General features: G+C 35.3%; 12 protein-coding genes and 2 tRNA genes. 5 read left to right on the forward strand and 9 right to left on the reverse strand.

Annotated elements, in window-relative coordinates; translation table 11 throughout:
• Window positions 1–17: 17 nt before the first annotated feature.
• Complete coding sequence (locus tag ACXX8U_RS03915; protein ID WP_458564697.1) at window positions 18–1,031, reverse strand: hypothetical protein; 1,014 nt, start codon at window positions 1,029–1,031, stop codon at window positions 18–20.
• 101 nt (window positions 1,032–1,132) lie between these two features.
• Between ACXX8U_RS03915 and proS the strand changes: the two genes are divergently transcribed.
• From proS to rpsT, 4 genes are all read left to right on the forward strand, one after another.
• Window positions 1,133–2,611 (forward strand): proline--tRNA ligase, encoded by a 1,479-nt coding sequence (gene proS / locus ACXX8U_RS03920; protein WP_458564698.1) that lies wholly within the window; start codon window positions 1,133–1,135, stop codon window positions 2,609–2,611.
• 78 nt (window positions 2,612–2,689) lie between these two features.
• Window positions 2,690–2,761 (forward strand) — tRNA-Glu (locus ACXX8U_RS03925).
• Window positions 2,762–2,807: 46 nt separating this feature from the next.
• Window positions 2,808–2,879: transfer RNA gene (locus ACXX8U_RS03930), tRNA-Glu, on the forward strand.
• Window positions 2,880–3,009: 130 nt separating this feature from the next.
• On the forward strand, window positions 3,010–3,261 hold the full coding sequence (gene rpsT, locus ACXX8U_RS03935; protein ID WP_166135008.1) for a 30S ribosomal protein S20: 252 nt from the start codon (window positions 3,010–3,012) through the stop codon (window positions 3,259–3,261).
• 107 nt (window positions 3,262–3,368) lie between these two features.
• Here the strand turns inward: rpsT and ACXX8U_RS03940 are convergent, their stop codons facing one another.
• Entirely contained in the window at window positions 3,369–3,770 is a 402-nt protein-coding gene (locus ACXX8U_RS03940) for a response regulator (RefSeq protein WP_458564699.1), read from the reverse strand.
• Window positions 3,770–5,485: a PAS domain-containing sensor histidine kinase gene (locus ACXX8U_RS03945; protein ID WP_458564700.1), complete on the reverse strand. Its 1,716-nt coding sequence runs from the start codon at window positions 5,483–5,485 to the stop codon at window positions 3,770–3,772. The genes ACXX8U_RS03940 and ACXX8U_RS03945 overlap by 1 nt, the downstream gene beginning before the upstream one ends.
• A 164-nt stretch (window positions 5,486–5,649) precedes the next feature.
• Between ACXX8U_RS03945 and typA the strand changes: the two genes are divergently transcribed.
• Window positions 5,650–7,446: a translational GTPase TypA gene (gene typA, locus ACXX8U_RS03950; RefSeq protein WP_458564701.1), complete on the forward strand. Its 1,797-nt coding sequence runs from the start codon at window positions 5,650–5,652 to the stop codon at window positions 7,444–7,446.
• 199 nt (window positions 7,447–7,645) lie between these two features.
• Here typA and ACXX8U_RS03955 read toward each other — a convergent pair whose 3' ends face one another.
• From ACXX8U_RS03955 to ACXX8U_RS03980, 6 genes are all read right to left on the reverse strand, one after another.
• Entirely contained in the window at window positions 7,646–7,828 is a 183-nt protein-coding gene (locus ACXX8U_RS03955; RefSeq protein ID WP_458564702.1) for a hypothetical protein, read from the reverse strand.
• Between the two features lie 83 nt (window positions 7,829–7,911).
• The gene (locus ACXX8U_RS03960; protein WP_458564703.1) at window positions 7,912–8,268 is read right to left on the reverse strand and encodes a hypothetical protein; all 357 of its coding nucleotides are present in this window, start codon (window positions 8,266–8,268) and stop codon (window positions 7,912–7,914) included.
• A gap of 104 nt (window positions 8,269–8,372) precedes the next feature.
• Window positions 8,373–13,310, reverse strand: a complete 4,938-nt coding sequence (locus ACXX8U_RS03965; protein ID WP_458564704.1) for an FIDD domain-containing protein — start codon at window positions 13,308–13,310, stop codon at window positions 8,373–8,375.
• Window positions 13,311–13,334: 24 nt separating this feature from the next.
• On the reverse strand, window positions 13,335–15,440 hold the full coding sequence (locus ACXX8U_RS03970) for a choice-of-anchor L domain-containing protein (RefSeq protein ID WP_458564705.1): 2,106 nt from the start codon (window positions 15,438–15,440) through the stop codon (window positions 13,335–13,337).
• Between the two features lie 12 nt (window positions 15,441–15,452).
• Window positions 15,453–16,289 carry an ABC transporter permease gene (locus tag ACXX8U_RS03975; RefSeq protein WP_458564706.1) on the reverse strand — a complete coding sequence of 279 codons (837 nt, stop codon included), beginning with the start codon at window positions 16,287–16,289 and terminating at the stop codon, window positions 15,453–15,455.
• A 71-nt stretch (window positions 16,290–16,360) separates the two neighbouring features.
• Window positions 16,361–17,257 (reverse strand): ABC transporter ATP-binding protein, encoded by an 897-nt coding sequence (locus ACXX8U_RS03980; RefSeq protein ID WP_458564707.1) that lies wholly within the window; start codon window positions 17,255–17,257, stop codon window positions 16,361–16,363.
• Window positions 17,258–17,292 lie beyond the last annotated feature (35 nt).

A 17,292-nucleotide genomic window follows, 5' to 3' on the forward strand; every position in this document is an offset into this window, starting at 1 on the left:
TTGTTTAATTACACATTTTAACCTCGACCACCTCGGCCGCCGCCTCCAGTAGATCTTCCTCCACCGCCACCGCCGTAGCTGCCACCTCCACCTCTTGAAGAGCTTGAGCTAGGAGTGTAAGATCGACTACTATTTTCGGTTCTAGACGGGGTATATGTTCTTGTTTCGCTTTGGTTTTGTGTATTGTAAGAGCCTCTGCGATTAGTTCCTATATTGTTTCGGGATTCACTTTGTGTAGCGGTCTGGTTCGTTCTGCTAAATCTTGTTGCTGACCCTCGACCAAAGGTTGTTGTATTATTTCTATTTAAAGTTTCGCCATTTCTGTTGAAAGTTTCACCGCTTCTTCTTCCATTATTGATTGTAGCGTTTCGGTTGTAAGCGTTTACACTTCGTCCAGAATTGTTTGCCGTAGTGGTGTAAGATCCTCTTCGTCCAGCATTACGTGTATATGCCTGATTGTTGTATGCTGTGGTATAGCCCCAATTGTTTCCGTACCAACTGTTCCATCCAAAACCGGCGTTCCATCCCCAGCCAGGATAGCCGCTCCAACCAAAGTTGTTGTTCCAGCCCCAATTGTTCCATCCCCAACCTGGGTATCCACCCCATCCAAAATTATTGTTCCATCCCCAATTGTTCCATCCAAAACCGCCATTCCAGCCCCAATTATTAGCGCCCCAACCATTGTTGTAGATGTTGATGTCTACAGTTTGAGGATTGCTGCCCCATCCAGGATAGCTGTTGTTGGCGATAGAATCGTTTTCTGTATCGTATGAATTGTAGGTATCTACATCTGTAAAAATGGTTACCTTTTGATCATTGTTTTGTAAAGAGCTAAAATAGTCTTTGTACGGACTACTATTATCCACTACTACTTTTGTTTCAGGTGCACGCTCGTAAGTTGCGCCATAAATACCATCTGAATCGTAGTAAGAACTGTTTTGATATGAGCCACAAGATGCAAATAAAATGCACCAAATCCCCATGGAGGATAGCAGCGCACGATTTTTTAAAGTAAGGGTACTAGTTTTCATATATATGGAGATTTTATTGTTGCACATTACAAAAATAGTTAGTTTTGCTGAACTATTTATTTTAAATTAACAGAGCAATATTTGTGCCAAACTATATCAGTATGAGTAAGAACATAACTACAAGAGCGGAAGATTATTCGAAATGGTATAATGAATTAGTTGTAAAAGCTGATTTAGCCGAAAATTCAGGGGTTAGAGGATGTATGGTTATTAAACCTTATGGCTATGCAATATGGGAAAAGATGCAAGCTGAATTAGATCGAATGTTCAAAGAAACAGGTCATCAAAACGCATATTTTCCGTTGTTTGTACCCAAAAGCATGTTCGAGGCTGAAGAGAAGAATGCCGAAGGTTTTGCAAAAGAATGTGCAGTAGTTACACATTATAGATTAAAAAACGATCCTGATAAACCTGGAAAACTAATCGTTGATCCAAATGCAAAATTAGAAGAAGAATTAATAGTTAGACCTACGAGTGAAGCTATTATTTGGTCTACTTATAAAGGTTGGGTACAATCGTATAGAGATTTGCCACTATTGATAAATCAGTGGGCAAATGTAGTACGTTGGGAAATGAGAACACGCTTGTTTTTGCGTACTGCAGAGTTTTTATGGCAAGAAGGTCATACGGCGCACGCAACGCGAACAGAAGCTGTTGAAGAGTCAGAAAAAATGATGAATGTGTATGCTGATTTTGTAGAAGGATTTATGGCTATTCCTGTAGTTAAAGGAATAAAAACAGAAACAGAGCGTTTTGCAGGTGCTGAAGAAACCTATTGTATAGAGGCATTGATGCAAGATGGAAAAGCATTACAAGCTGGTACATCGCACTTTTTAGGCCAAAACTTTGCGAAAGCTTTTGATGTTAAATTTGCTACTGCTGAAGGAAAACAAGAGTATGTTTGGGGAACATCTTGGGGTGTTTCAACGCGCTTAATGGGGGCGTTGGTGATGACGCATTCAGATGATCAAGGTTTGGTATTGCCACCAAGTTTAGCACCAATTCAAGTGGTAATTGTACCAATATACAAGAGTGATGAGCAGTTAGCTACTATCAAAGAGGCAGTGAATAGCTTAGTTCTAGCATTGCGAAAATTAAATATTACTGTCAAATTTGACGATAGAACTACTCAAAAACCTGGGTTTAAATTTGCGGAGTGGGAGTTAAAAGGGGTTCCGGTTCGTATAGCAGTAGGTCCTAAAGATCTTGAAAATGGCACTTTTGAAGTTGCGCGTCGCGATACGCTGACTAAAACAGTGGTTTCAAGTGAGGGAATTGAAGTTTATATCCAGGACTTATTGGCGCAAATTCAAGCCGATTTGTTTGGTAAAGCTTTAGAGTACAGAAATACGCATATTACAAAAGTTTCTAATTTTGATGAGTTTAAAGAGATTTTAGAGACTAAAGGAGGATTTGTATCAGCTCATTGGGATGGTACTGCAACTACCGAAGAAAAAATAAAAGATTTAACCAAAGCAACCATCCGATGTGTGCCTCTTGATCAAGAGAAAGAACAGGGAGTTTGTGTGCTTACAGGTGCGCCATCGGCGGGAAGAGTGCTCTTTGCGAAGGCGTATTAAAAAAAAATAAAAAAAAATGCAGAACCTATTGTGCGTTCTAAAAATAGTTGTATTTTTGCATCCGCATTAGAGAAGCAAGGCCCGTTCGTCTATCGGTTAGGACGCATGGTTTTCATCCATGTAAGAGCGGTTCGATTCCGCTACGGGCTACTACTTTTTTACTGTGCTAAGTTTTCTAAACTTTAATTAGAATAATGGCCCGTTCGTCTATCGGTTAGGACGCATGGTTTTCATCCATGTAAGAGCGGTTCGATTCCGCTACGGGCTACTACTTTTTCTTAGTTTAGTGTTGGAACAGAGTTTTTGAGTCTTGATGCTCTGTTTATTTAAAATAGCTTTTGAGTTATTTAACAAAGACTAATTAAAAAAAATAATAAAAAGATAAAAAAAGCAATAAAATGGCAAATCATAAATCAGCTCTAAAGAGAATTAGAAGTAACGAAAAGAAAAGAGTATTAAACAGATACCAACACAAAACAACTCGTAACGCGATAAAAGCGTTGAGATTGGCTACTGATAAATCTGATGCTAGTGCTAAATTGTCAAGTGTGATTTCAATGATTGATAAGTTGGCTAAAAAGAATATCATTCATGATAACAAAGCTTCTAACTTGAAATCTAAATTAACTAAATTAGTTTCAAAACTATAGTTTAAGATATACAATTACAATAAAGCCTCACATTTGTGAGGCTTTTTTGTTTTTTGTTATATGTGAAGTGTTTTTATTTTTTTATTGAATGGTGTTACCTTGTTGAACTAAAAACCCATTTTGTCAGATAGGTAGGTTAGCATTTGTGTGCTAATTGGTTTTGGTAAAAAATCGATAACCATTTCGTATTGCTTTGATTTTTCTAAATCTTCGGGGTCAATTGTTGATGATAATACTACCACTTTTATTGTTTTAAATTCTGAAAATTCTATTTTTTCGAAATAATTCAAGAACTCCCAACCGCCCATAATAGGCATGTTTAGGTCAAGAAAAATGAGGTCTGGACGAATTAAATCTCTATTTTTTTTCATTGCCGTGAAATGTTGCAATGCTTCCTCTCCGTTAGATGATGTTATAATTTCGTGGCAAAAGTCAGCTCGGGCTATTACTTTTTTGCATAACATAAGCGTAATGGGATCGTCATCAATAAATAGAATTTGATTTAACATTAGTTTTTGTTTTTAAATATTAATGTAAAGGTGGTTCCTTTGTTTACTTCGCTCTCAATTTCAATTGATCCTCCCATCGTTTCTATTTGCGATTTCACCAGGTATAAACCAAGTCCTTTGCTGTCTGGGTAATTATGAAATCTTTGGTATAATCCAAATACTTTATTTCTGTGCAGATCTAAATCGATACCGATTCCATTATCTTTAAATAATAATAAAATACCTTCATCAGTTTTTTGTGAAGCTATTGTGATTTTTAATTTTCTGTCTTCTGACTTGTATTTAATAGAATTTGATAGTAAATTTAGCAAAATACTTTCAATATATGCTTTGTTGGTATTTATTATAGAAACATTTGCAAAGTTTAATTTTATAATTGGCTTGTATAATTCAATTTGAAAACTGAGTTGATTGAAAACATTTTCAAAAATATCAGCAATTTGAATGTCCTCTTTTTTAATGGAAGGATTATCTTTAATAATAATAACTTTAACGAGATCGTTGATGGTTTCGTTAAGTAAATGGGTAGATTTACTGAATCCCGTTAGGATTTCTTGAAGTTCTTGATTCTCAATTGGCATGTCTTCCAGTAAATTGAGCAATCCGGTGAGGTTGGATAATGGGGCTCTTAAGTTGTGTGACGTAATATAGGAGAATTGTTTTAAGTCTTTATTGTTTTGAGTTAATTCTCTAATTAATTGTTCCTTTTCTTTTTCACGTTTTTTATCTTCGCTAATGTCCCTTTGGATGGAAATCCAATGCGAGATTTCGTTTTCAGTATTAAAAATAGGTATCATTGAAAGACGAATCCAATATTCTTCTTTATTTTTAGAAAGACTTACCGTTTCAATTAAGCATTCTTCTTTTTTGTCGATAGCATTTAAAATAGTTTGTAGTGCATCTAGGTCTGATTTTGGACTATTAAAAAAGTTAGGTGCTTTGCCAAACATTTCTTCGCTTGTGTATCCTGTCATTTGGCTAAAAGCGGGATTGGTATAAATGATGTTTGGAATTTGATTTTTATCCGAGTGTGCTTCTGTAATTAAAACAGAATCTTTTGATTGTGTAATAACAGTCTCTAAAAGTTTGAGTCTTTGTTCTTCTTCTTTTTGTTTGGTGATATCTTGTATGGCCCCAATCATTCTGGTTACTTTGCCTGATTCATCTTTGATTAAAAAACCGCGGTCTAATACATATTTGTATGTGTTATCAGCGCATTTGAATCGGTATTGATCTTGCCATTTCTCAGTTTTCTGTTCAATGAAGGAGTAAAGCCTAATTGACATTTTAATGCTGTCTTCGGGATGAATTTTGTCAAACCACCAAGTTGATGTGTTTCCGACCTCATTAATTTGGTAGCCAAATACAGATTCAATTCCTTTATTCCATGTGAAATTATCGTCTTCGAGTGTCCAATCCCAGATAGTGTCACTTGTTGCTTTAGCTACAATGTCATATTTTTCGTTTGACTCTCTTATTTCGTCATTTGTTTTTTTCAACTGTTTGAAAATAGCAATACTACGGTTGTCATTTTTGGCTAGAATGAATCGAAAAAGAATTCCTGTCAGTATTATAAAAATGCAATCTTTAGCAAAAGAGTAGAGGTAGAGGTGTTGAGGTTGGATATAATGCCAAGCAATTTTGTAGCTAACAATTGCTACAAAAAGCGAAATGATTATGTATATGAGTGTAACTTGGTTGGTTTTGCTTTTCATTACTCAAATATAAATAATAATTAATTAACTAGTAAGTTTCGTGTTCAACTTATTTTTTTAATCAATCGATTTTTGATCGTAATGAGTTAAGTATATGTAAACTATTGTATAATTATTTTTTATATGAAAATAAAGTGTACCTTTGCACCCATTAAAAATCTCAGATGGAATCTATTAGAAACATTGCAATTATTGCTCACGTCGATCACGGTAAAACTACATTGGTAGACAAAATTATGTATCACTGTCAATTATTTCGTGACAACGAAAACACAGGTGATTTAATACTTGATAACAACGACTTAGAACGCGAAAGAGGTATTACAATTACTTCTAAAAACGTATCAGTTCAGTATAAAGGAACTAAAATCAATATTATTGATACTCCTGGTCACGCCGATTTTGGTGGTGAAGTTGAACGTGTATTGAACATGGCCGATGGTGTGTGTTTGCTAGTGGATGCCTTTGAAGGTCCGATGCCTCAAACGCGTTTTGTATTACAAAAAGCGATTGACTTAGGTCTTAAACCTTGTGTAGTTATCAATAAAGTTGATAAAGAAAACTGTACTCCTGAGGAAGTACATGAAAAAGTTTTTGACTTAATGTTTGAATTAGGTGCTCAAGAATGGCAGTTAGATTTCCCAACAGTTTACGGTTCAGCGAAAAACAACTGGATGTCTGACCACTGGGAAAATGTAACTGATAATGTGGAAGCATTATTAGATATGGTTGTTGCTAATGTACCTGCTCCAAAAGTTTCTGAAGGAACTCCACAAATGTTGATTACATCTCTTGATTTCTCAGCTTTTACAGGTCGTATCGCTATTGGTCGTCTTGAAAGAGGTGTTTTAAAGGAAGGTATGCCAATCTCATTAGTAAAAAGAGACGGTACTGTATCTAAATCTCGTATCAAAGAATTGCATACTTTCGAAGGACTTGGTCGTAAAAAAGTAGAACAAGTTATCGCTGGCGATATTTGTGCAATTATTGGTGTTGAAGGTTTCGAAATTGGTGATACTATCGCTGATCATGAAAACCCAGAAGGTTTGAAAACAATCGATATTGATGAGCCTACAATGAGTATGTTGTTTACAATTAATGACTCTCCATTCTTTGGTAAAGAGGGTAAATTTGTAACTTCTAGACACATTAGAGATCGTTTGACAAAAGAATTAGAGAAAAACTTAGCTATGAAGTTAGGTGAAACTGATTCTGCTGATAAATTCATGGTTTTTGGTCGTGGAGTACTTCACTTGTCTGTTCTTATTGAAACAATGAGAAGAGAAGGATATGAATTACAAATTGGTCAACCACAAGTTATTATCAAAGAAATTGATGGTAAAAAATGTGAACCAATTGAGGAATTAACCATTGATTTACCAGAAAATCTTTCAGGTAGAGCGGTTGAGTTTGTAACTATGCGTAAAGGTGAAATGTTAAGTATGGAAACGAAAGGGGAGCGTATGATTGTAAAATTCAATATTCCATCTCGTGGAATCATTGGTTTACGTAATCAATTGCTAACTGCAACTGCTGGTGAGGCTATTATGGCACACCGTTTTATTGGATATGAGCCTTACAAAGGAGAAATTGCTGGACGTAACAAAGGTTCATTGATCTCTATGGAAAAAGGAAAAGCAATTCCTTACTCTATCGATAAATTACAAGATCGTGGTAAGTTCTTCGTAGAGCCAAATGCTGAAATTTACGAAGGTCAAGTAATTGGTGAAAACTCTCGTGGAGATGATATGTGTGTTAACGTAACAAAAGAGAAAAAACAATCTAACGTACGTTCATCTGGAAATGATGACAAAGCTAGAATCATCCCTCCAATTATTTTCTCATTAGAGGAAGCTTTAGAATATATTCAAAAAGATGAGTATGTTGAGGTTACACCAAAATCTATTCGTTTAAGAAAAATATATTTGACAGAAACAGATAGAAAAAGATTCAAAATCTAATTTATTTGAATTGTATTTAAAACCATCAGCGTAAGTTGATGGTTTTTTTTTTGAACCTAATCCTGCTGTACACTATATCTTTTATACCACCCCAAAAAAGGGGTGTTATAAAAGGATGCCGTTTCCATCAGGGGTAAAAGAAAATCTACTTTTAAGAAGGCAAATAATCAGAAGAAACTTAAATTATCTTTTGAATTTTTTATTCTTTTTTATTTTGCCATTCTGATTGTTTTGAGTTTTTATGAAGTACGCTTTCATTTTCATTTAACCCCATCGCAATTCCTAGCATTATTGAAGTAAGACTTACAATTAATTTCTTTTTTATTCCAGTAATTATTCTTTTACAAGTAGTTAGGCTATTTGTATTTTTAAGTTTACGCATTTTTATTTCGTTATATTACACACCTTTTTGTTTTTTTAAATCATAGAAAAGATTTAAAAATAAATTTCAAACTATGTTTGGAATTAAAGGGTATAATTAGTGAAATCAAATAATGCTTTTAGATATAGTTTTTGATGCAGAAGTGGTTTCAATATTTGAAATAATTCACTTTGTAATTTAAATTTGGTAATATATGTAACATCAGCTGGATTAAGATACTTGGGATTAATATCAAAGGTAATTTTAAAGCTTGATTTTACATCATGAATGGTGTCAAAAAGAAATTTTGTTCCTTTTAGATTTTCTGCTTCAGTACTTTTTTTGAAATTTAAGCCTTGATAATAGGAAGTATAGCTGATTTCAGAATTAGGGAAACACTCACTCGTCATTGATCCTAAAATCAATATCAACATTGCGAGATATTTGATATAATTCTTCATTGATATTTTATTTATAACACGATTTAAAGTAATAGTCCGTCTTTTTATACAACGCTCTCTTACTTTAAATCGTGAATAGCTTTACGTTTAAAGAGTTTTAAGGATTATCTTTTTAAACTAAAATGACCTTTTATTTCCCTTCCGTCTTGTAGTTTTACAGTGTACCAATAATCATCAGATGGCATGGGTTGTCCCGCAAAAGTTCCATCCCAGCCTTGGCCAGTTGCTAAAACTTGTTTAATTAATTTGCCATAGCGATCAAAAATGTAAATGATTGTGTTGGGATTAAATTCATTGTTTATTCCTTTCACATTCCAAAAATCATTATATCCATCACCATTTGGAGTAAAATACTTTGGTACGCCAGTTATCGCAATTATTTTTTTAACCACGCCACAGCCATTTTTGTCTCTTACATACACTTCGTGAATACCTGGCGGAATATTGGTAAACTCATTACTGTCCTGAAAAAGACTTTCGCTATCATCAATGCTGTATTGATAATCACCTGAACCGCTTACTTTAATAATTACAGTACTTATATCCGTAAGATCTTCGATTTCTATGCTGTTTATTGTTGCAATGTCTGAAGCGGTTACTTTGATAATCCTCGTTCTAGAGCATCCTTGAGCAGTACCAACTTCTACACTATAAGTTCCCGCTGTATTTACTTTTATAGTATAATTAGTCTCTAATGGTAGAAGTACGTTATCTTTAAACCATTTGTAATTATAATCAGTAGTTGATGAACCACTTTGTAATCCTGCATTAAGTTCGACCATAAATGTAGGGATGTTTGAGCATACAAGCTGATCATCTTTACCATCCAAATTTAGGTTTATTGGTGGTAGCGGATTTACAACAAAACGCAATACAGTAGTGGCTGTACAAGTGGTGTTTTGATTGTTAGTAACTACTGCTGTGATTTCTTGTGTTTTTGTAATGAAAGGATTCGGTAATGGACTAGTTAATGCTGCTCCATTTTGATCTAGATAGGTCACGGTTATATCCGTTTGATTTCCTCTAATGATTTGATCAATCCCAGTTGTGTTAAATGCAAACTGCTCGTCTTGCAATAAAGGGTCAGCTTCGTCATCACACGTTGTTGTTAATGCTAGAGGTACCGCAAAAGCTTGTGGAAGTTTGTCAACTACAAAAGAAATTGTAGTTTCATCTTCACATTTATTCGGTGTATTATTAGTGACAACTGCACGTATTGTTTGCGTTGATGTTCTAAATGTTGCCGGAAATGGACTCGGTAAAACATTTCCATTTGCATCAAAATAAGAAACTGTTACATTGGTTTGGCCTTGTAAAAGATTAGTTTCTAATGTAGAGGTGTCAAAAACAAAAGAGCCATCTTGATCGTCATCACATTGATTAGGAATTATAACAGGATTTGCAGTCGGTAGTTTTTCGACAGTTAGCGAAACGTAAGGACCTAAACCATAACAAGCATTATTTACATCACTATCTACTCGACCCCAAATTAATTGTGAATTAGGATAATCAATATTTCTGTAGTTTGAAATATCGGTAATTGCATTTGTTTCAGCTAGTGCATCCGCTTGATTTTTGTAAAAATTTACAGTGTAATTTCCAGCTGGTAACAAATTTCGAATTTCGGTTGCTGTACTACTAAAGTCAAATGCACTAATACCGTCGCGGTCATTATTTGCTGCTGTATTTGCTCCATTACTATCTAGAAAATCATCGCATACCACAAAACTTCTTTGGAAAGTACTTGGTATTTGTGTGGCTAATACTTGCAGTTTAATTTCGGCTACGCTAAAACAAGAATTGCTATTTTGAACACGAGCCCATACCGACATGTTAGCTGGAATGGTGTTTGTAAATGCAGTTGGAGTATTGATTTTAGTTGATGGATCGTCAGTGGTAGCGCCGTTAAAAGTGGTGAAGTAAGTAAAAGTTTCGTTACTGGCATTACTTGATATCTCTGTGTTTTTCACGGTTAAGTTAAAGGTTGTAATGGCATCTAAATCATCGTCGCATTGAATGATTGTAGTCGCGTTTACTACCGGAAGTGTGTAAACGGTTAAGGTAGTTTCACTAGATGTTAATCCGCATGAGTTGCCAATTTTGTTTAAAATTACACGATATTTAAAACCATTCATGGAAGTGCTTACACTTACAATTTGTAAATTACTGGTGTTAACGCCAGTGTAGGTTGCACCATTTGAAATAGTATTCCAAGTTGTTCCATTTGTGTTCACTTGCCATTGGTAAGTATTCCCACCATTGTCACTTACAGAAATCGTTGTTCCTTGCATGTCGCATGTAGGCGTAGCTACAGGTTGCGTATTAATTACAATTGGTGCTGCTATCAAATAGTTTGCATTTGGAGTTGTATATCCAGTTCCGCTTGTAACTAAACCATTTGGGTCTACCAAAATAGGTACACCACCAAGTAAACCGTCATTATTTGAATCAATAAAACCTGCTTCGATAACATCGGTACATAAATCATTATCGCTATCTAGATCTCTAAAATTGCGCAAACCGTCAGCATCTGGGTCGTTTCCGGTTTCTACAGCATCAAGAATTCCATCATTGTCACTGTCTAAATCTAAATAATCAGGAATATCATCTTGGTCGTTATCAAAAGGAGTAAAGCCTGGTTCAAAAGCATTATCTAAACCATTTTTATTGGTATCAGTATTAGCAATAGGTTTGAAAGTATTGTTTTGCGCCTCGATTAGATCTGAAATACCATCATTGTCGCTATCAACATCCAATTGATCCGCTGTACTATCGCCATCTGAATCTTTTGGAACACAACCTGCAAACAATTCAAATGTAGATTTATTGCTACTGCTTTCAGACAGATTTTTGTGGGTGAATTTGATTGAATTGGCTAAGTAAGTTAAAAACTGAAAAGTACCAGTGCCAGCTGCTAAAGGTGTATTGCTCTTTAGGCGAAATCGAATTTCGAAAGACGAAAATTCAGTGACACCACTTTCATAAATACCATCATAATTCGTGTCAATCAAAAGTTGATCTGTAGGGTTTATAACTGTAATGTTTTTATTTACTTCTGAGTTAATTATATATTCCGCATCGGCGTTAATCAAATTAGAACTATTTGCCGTTTTTACATACCTAATTCCAACCGTCATTGGTTTATTAAAGTTAGCAGTATAGGTTACAAAATTTCCTTTCCCAGCCGGTACTTCAGAGACAAAACTTCCATCATTTTTCCCTGTAAATGGCGTTAAACTTGCTGTTGATGATGTGCTAGTAGCTGCTGTAAAAGAGTTGGAGTAATTACCGATAACGATAGTTCCACTAGTTGGATTGCTAATGTCAACGCTAATGTTTCCGTAGGACTCCGTGCAATTTGTAATTCCGTCTTGGTCATTGTCAATATCAATATTGTCGTTTGTACCATCGTTGTCCATGTCAGTGGTACATGCGCTAACTGGTATTAAATCAGATAAAACAGGTGGTGTTGAACATCCTGAAATACTGCCTTTTACTTGGTAATAACCTGGTTGGGTTGGCTTATAGAAATTGAAATTTGAATTTGGAATTCGCGTATTATTGAAAAACCATTCAAATGAATCATAGGAGGACAGCGAACTCACACGGAGTGTTACGTTTGGTATACAACTGGAACCAGTCGCAGTAATTCCCTCACTAATTACTTCGGGTTTAATATCAAAGCCTGAGTAGTAACCACCGTAAGTAGCCGCACTGTTAGAACCAAAATACGAAACATATACTTGTTTTGTTGAAAAAACGCCTATGTTGCCCGTTAAACCAAATAAGGAATACGTTTCGAAGCCAGGGTTACCAATCACGTCTCGGGGTGCGACTCCAATTGGCTGACGAACTCCATTGATCGCAATTTCAATGGTTGCCCCTTTTTCAGTTACAATGTTTAAGCCACTGTTTGTGGTGAATGTTCTTGATCCAATCTCTTCAATTAATGGAATATTATCTACAATATTGGGAGTTGAACAATTTAAAGCGGGTACAAAGAAAAGCTCTTGATTGGCCTGCGTTGTACCACCAACACTTTGGTAGGCAAACACTTTTTTGGTAGCTCGTACATATAAACTACCATTGGCAGAATAGTTTGTACCATCAAGAATAACATATTGACCTGCATTTAATGGTGTAGTATTAAAAGGAGTGGTACTGTCGTTTAAATATATATCTGTGTTGTTTTCATGTATGACCAAAAGTGGGCGTTCTGTAATATCTAGCCCTGCTCCACGCACAAAAATATATTCTTGTCCTACAATTGTGGCTGGTACAATCTGGTCAAAACCTAAATCTAGATTTCCATTTACGTCACCATTAGTTCCTCCAAAAGATCCGCAATTCATTACGATGGGTTTGTCTGCCTTAACTAAGGCACCTATTAGACCATCTTTGTTGGCTAAACTAGTATCTTCGGTTGCTATAATATAACTTTGCCCTCTATTTAGAGTTACACTTGGAGGCGTATTACCCACGCCTGGGTTTCCTATTAAAGTTACCCCTTCTTTAATATCATCGAATTCTACTACCGTATTGTTTTCTGTAGCTAATACAGAGATAAAAGTATAGCGGAAAACTGCATTATTAGTTGTTCGCGTATTCACATAAGCACCAACTCTAAATTCTTGTCCAATGGCAGAAAGTCCTTTGGATACGAGTGAACCTGCTTGATTGTTTCCGCCTGCTAATACTCTTGCTGCAACATAAATCAAACTTTCGGCCTCAATAATAAAACCTCTATTTGAAATAGGTGTATTCAGAAGGCTAGGATCTGCATGCAACTGTGTATTTGTACCAAACCCCACATTATAAGCAATTGGAGCATTTTTAGATACGGTGATTTCAGTAGTACCAGCACCAATAGCGTTAATTTTTACTTTAACGGGAGTTGTACTTGGTGTTGAGATGTATAGAAATTGATCTTGAGCAGCAATTAAATCTGAGCCTGACAAGGGCGGTATGTAATGTGTTTTACTAAATTGTGCAAATGTAGCAACCGAAAGTAACAGAAAGAGAGCGAGTAATGTTTTTTTCATGCGCTAAAAATAGCAAATAAAAATTTATCTTTTCAAAGAAAAATGCCCTTTTATGATGTTGTCTTGATCTAAAACCAATCGAAACCAATAATCTGTTGCAGGTAAAAGTTGACCATCATAAATTCCGTTCCAAGCAGTATTAATTCCTGAAACTTCGCGGAGTAATTTTCCATAGCGATCAAAAATAGATAAGGTGGCTTTTGGGTATAATTCAAGGTTTTTGATGGACCACGTATCATTAAAACCATCCCCGTTTGGAGTAAAAAAATTGGGATAATCTAATACTAAAAATTGACGGGAATCGATTTTACAATTTTCTATATCTCGGACATATGCGACGTACTTACCGGCTGATAAACTTGAAAAAGTAGCGCTACTTTGAAAAGTAATTCCATCAATAGAATACTCATAATTACCCGATGGGATGGTGTTGATTTTAGCAGTGTTATTATTAGAAAAATCACTAACCATAATAGTTTCTATAAGATTACTTGATGCATTTGTGTACGGTTGAATTGCAACTGCAATTTGGTAAATGCCCGAACAATTAGCATTGTTTTCTACACGAACATAAAGAATTTGCGGATTAGTGGTTGTGGTGAAATTATTGTTGAGCTGATTACGTTTCATAGCAGCATCTTCTTGATTGTAATAATATGTTAGTTTGCTTGTCGCAACTACCGTACTAGGAGAAATTTTTGGACTCAATACTTTTTCGGGATCAAAAGTCATAATACTATCTTGATTCGCATCATTATCGCACAAGATTATGGTTGGCAAGTTTGAGTCTAGTGGTAAAACAGTGAGTTGCACTGCAGCATAGTCCTGGCAACTACCTTGTGGGCTTGCAATACTGGCGTGAATAATTGTTGTTGACGAGTAATAATTTTTTAAATTAGTTATAAGATTTCCCTTTTGTTGATAATCAGCAAAGGTTTCATAAAAGGTCATGATACTACTATCTGAAATTCTTAAATCATTTGTAGCGCTTGATAAATCAAAAAATGCTTGATTGGTACTATCTCCGCACTGCATTAATGTGGTGCGCAGGGTTGGTTTATAGGTGATTTTTGTATTGCCTGTTGCTGCACAAGCAGTAATTCCAGAGCCGTTGAGCGTTACTTTTGCAGTATATTCTCCCGCATCAGTAGCCTGGAAAGTTGGGTTGTTGGCACCTGCAATAGGTACAGTTGATCCATCTTTAAACCATTGGTATTGATAATTAGTATTGCTAAAGCCAGTGTCTAAAACTACTGATTCCCCGTTACAAACGGTTTGTTCTGGTCCTAGATTGATTTGCGGTTGAAAGCTTCCGGCTTCTATAAACACTGCCGAATCGAATAATTCATTTGAATCATCGGCTATCACAAGTTTTATGTGATAATTTCTTCCTGCAACTACGGTTGTTTTTGCGTTTAAAATAACAGTTTGCGCACTGTAATTAATTGGGCTTGCGGTAGAGTTAAAGCCTGCAAAATACTCCTGATTCATAGCATCGCAACTTGGTTTAGAGATTACCCCATTGTTAAAAGCAGGCGTAAAAGGTCTGATATTGGTTGATGAAACAGGAATGGTTGTGTTGGGAATGGTGGCAATATTTCGGTAGGGTTCCGTGCTACCTACTTCTTTAATTAAAAATGCAAAACCATCTGAAAATTCACAAGGAAAATACAATTGATATTCATTTGAAGCAAACAAATAATTAAAGCTAATGGTATTGGTCAAGGCGGTAAAATCGAATTCAAGCACTGTGGCATTGATGGTATTATTTCTGCCTAAAGCTATTTGTAAATCTCGGTCACCCAACCAACGTAAATCTCCTTCACCTTCACTATTGGTATACGGCCCAGCAGCATTTTGACTGCTAGATGTGCTTAGAATTACTCCTTCTTGGAACGGAAAATTACTCCCATTGGCATTAAAATAGGCATAACTTTTTTTGCTTCCTGAAAAATCATCTCCTGTAGCATTAGCATTTTGAGTTGCAATGCACGAACTATTTGTAAGTACATTTTGTACTAGTTGGTTGGCAGTAAAAGTGTCATCAATACGAATTGCTTGCGCTCGTGAAAACCAACTAGCGCAAGCAATTATTGTAAATAATTTAAATTTGAAAACCGGATTTTTCATCCGATAAAGGTACTACAAATCTCTTTTTTCTAACAAACGATAAGAAGAGTAAATAAAAATTAAGGTCCAAATCAATACTATTACTATTGCGCTTGGCTCAACAGCATAACTAGTTGTGTTTTCAACGCCTATTTGATTACCTAAATTTTTAACAACCGATAAACGTGTAAAGGGCATAACAATCAAATTAGACATTGATTGCAAAGGCAAAAATTGTGTAATTTTCGCAGCAGTATCGCTTTGAGGGAAAATTTTAAAGGTTAAAATACCGATGATAACACCTTCAATAATATTCCAAACAAACAAAAATCCAAGTGCAAAAGCAGAACGTTTTACTAATATTCCAAGGAATAAACAGAAGGAGAAAAATCCAATTAATTTTACAAAATAAGCCAAAAGATATTCTAGATCAGAAAATACAATTCCAAATTCTGTGTACGATGAAAAGCTAAATCCTAAAATAAGTGAAAGTATAAAAATAAAAAGAGTTGATAAAGTAGCAAATAACACGACGGTTAAAAACTTAGATTGAATGAATTCTTTTTTGCTCATTCCGTCAATTAAGTTTTGTTTCAGTGTGCCATAACTGTATTCGTTGGCCATCATTGACACGATGACAATAGCTAAGAATAATTTTAAAATTGCAGCGATGTAGGTGTTAAAATGCCAAATAAAAGGGAAATTAAAAATACCCATTTCGGCTAAATGGAATTTGAAAATACCGATGTCAAATTTGATTGAAGCAATAAGGGCTATAAAGGTGAGTAAGATAAAATAGGTAAGGGTTAAAACTCTACTGGCTTTATTTTTCCATATTTTTTGTAGTTCGATAGTAAGAAGTCTCTTCATGGATTGTAGTTTTAGAACGAAATTAATAGTTGGGCCTGGCAGATGCGCCGGCATGATTTGGTGAGGCGTTTTTATTTTTGACCAGTAAGTGTCAAAAATTGCTCTTCAAGACTGTTTTTTCTTTTTACCAAATGTTGTAACACAATTTGGCGTTCAAACAGAAATTGATTCAAATCTTTGGCTTCAAGCGGCTCTTTTAAGTACACTAAAACTTTCTCATTTTCAATAGAACACTTTTGTACTGCAGGATGCTGTACAAGTGTATTTTGTAATTCTTCATTATTTGCTGCTTGTAGTTCAAAAAAGCCTTCATTTGCAGCCATTCCATCTACTAAACCAGTATATAAAATTATACCCTTTCTTAACACCACGACATGTGTGCACACTTTTTCTACTTCGTCAAGCAAGTGTGAGGCAAGTAGAATAGTGGTTCCTTGCGCAGCAATTACTTTTATAATATCTCGAATTTGATGTATTCCTTGGGGGTCAAGGCCGTTTGTAGGTTCGTCTAAAATTAAAATTTCGGGATCGTTCAACAAAGCCGAAGCGATTGCTAATCGTTGTTTCATCCCTAGTGAAAAGGTAGTGAATTTGCTGTTTTTACGTTCAAGGAGTCCTACAAGTTCCAGTTTTTCATGAACCTTAGCGTAGTTAATGCCTTTAATTTTGCACACTAATTCTAAATTTTCTTGTGCTGTCATGTACGGATAAAAGTTAGGTCTTTCAATAATGGCACCTACTTTCTTTAGCGCATCGTGCGTAGCCATACTACCTCCAAACCAACTGTATTGGCCCGAAGTTTTGTTGACTACATTAAGTACAATACCCAATGTTGTTGATTTTCCGCTTCCGTTGGGACCAAGAATTCCGTAAACATTACCTTTTTGAATAGTAAAGGAAACATTATTTAGTGCTTGAACGGAGCCGTAACGCTTGTTGAGGTTTTCAATAGTAAGGATAGGTTTCAAAGGTTTCGTTGTTTAGTTTAAAAGTAGGACGAAAT

This window comes from Flavobacterium sp. GNP001 (genome assembly GCF_054343775.1).

Bases quoted from the DNA above. Each gene is read 5' to 3' on its own strand.
- ACXX8U_RS03970 (WP_458564705.1), bottom strand. From the start codon at position 15,440: ATGAAAAATCCGGTTTTCAAATTTAAATTATTTACAATAATTGCTTGC.
- ACXX8U_RS03940 (WP_458564699.1), bottom strand. From the start codon at position 3,770: ATGTTAAATCAAATTCTATTTATTGATGACGATCCCATTACGCTTATG.
- rpsT (WP_166135008.1), top strand. From the start codon at position 3,010: ATGGCAAATCATAAATCAGCTCTAAAGAGAATTAGAAGTAACGAAAAG.
- typA (WP_458564701.1), top strand. From the start codon at position 5,650: ATGGAATCTATTAGAAACATTGCAATTATTGCTCACGTCGATCACGGT.
- ACXX8U_RS03945 (WP_458564700.1), bottom strand. From the start codon at position 5,485: ATGAAAAGCAAAACCAACCAAGTTACACTCATATACATAATCATTTCG.
- ACXX8U_RS03965 (WP_458564704.1), bottom strand. From the start codon at position 13,310: ATGAAAAAAACATTACTCGCTCTCTTTCTGTTACTTTCGGTTGCTACA.
- ACXX8U_RS03955 (WP_458564702.1), bottom strand. From the start codon at position 7,828: ATGCGTAAACTTAAAAATACAAATAGCCTAACTACTTGTAAAAGAATA.
- ACXX8U_RS03975 (WP_458564706.1), bottom strand. From the start codon at position 16,289: ATGAAGAGACTTCTTACTATCGAACTACAAAAAATATGGAAAAATAAA.
- proS (WP_458564698.1), top strand. From the start codon at position 1,133: ATGAGTAAGAACATAACTACAAGAGCGGAAGATTATTCGAAATGGTAT.
- ACXX8U_RS03915 (WP_458564697.1), bottom strand. From the start codon at position 1,031: ATGAAAACTAGTACCCTTACTTTAAAAAATCGTGCGCTGCTATCCTCC.
- ACXX8U_RS03960 (WP_458564703.1), bottom strand. From the start codon at position 8,268: ATGAAGAATTATATCAAATATCTCGCAATGTTGATATTGATTTTAGGA.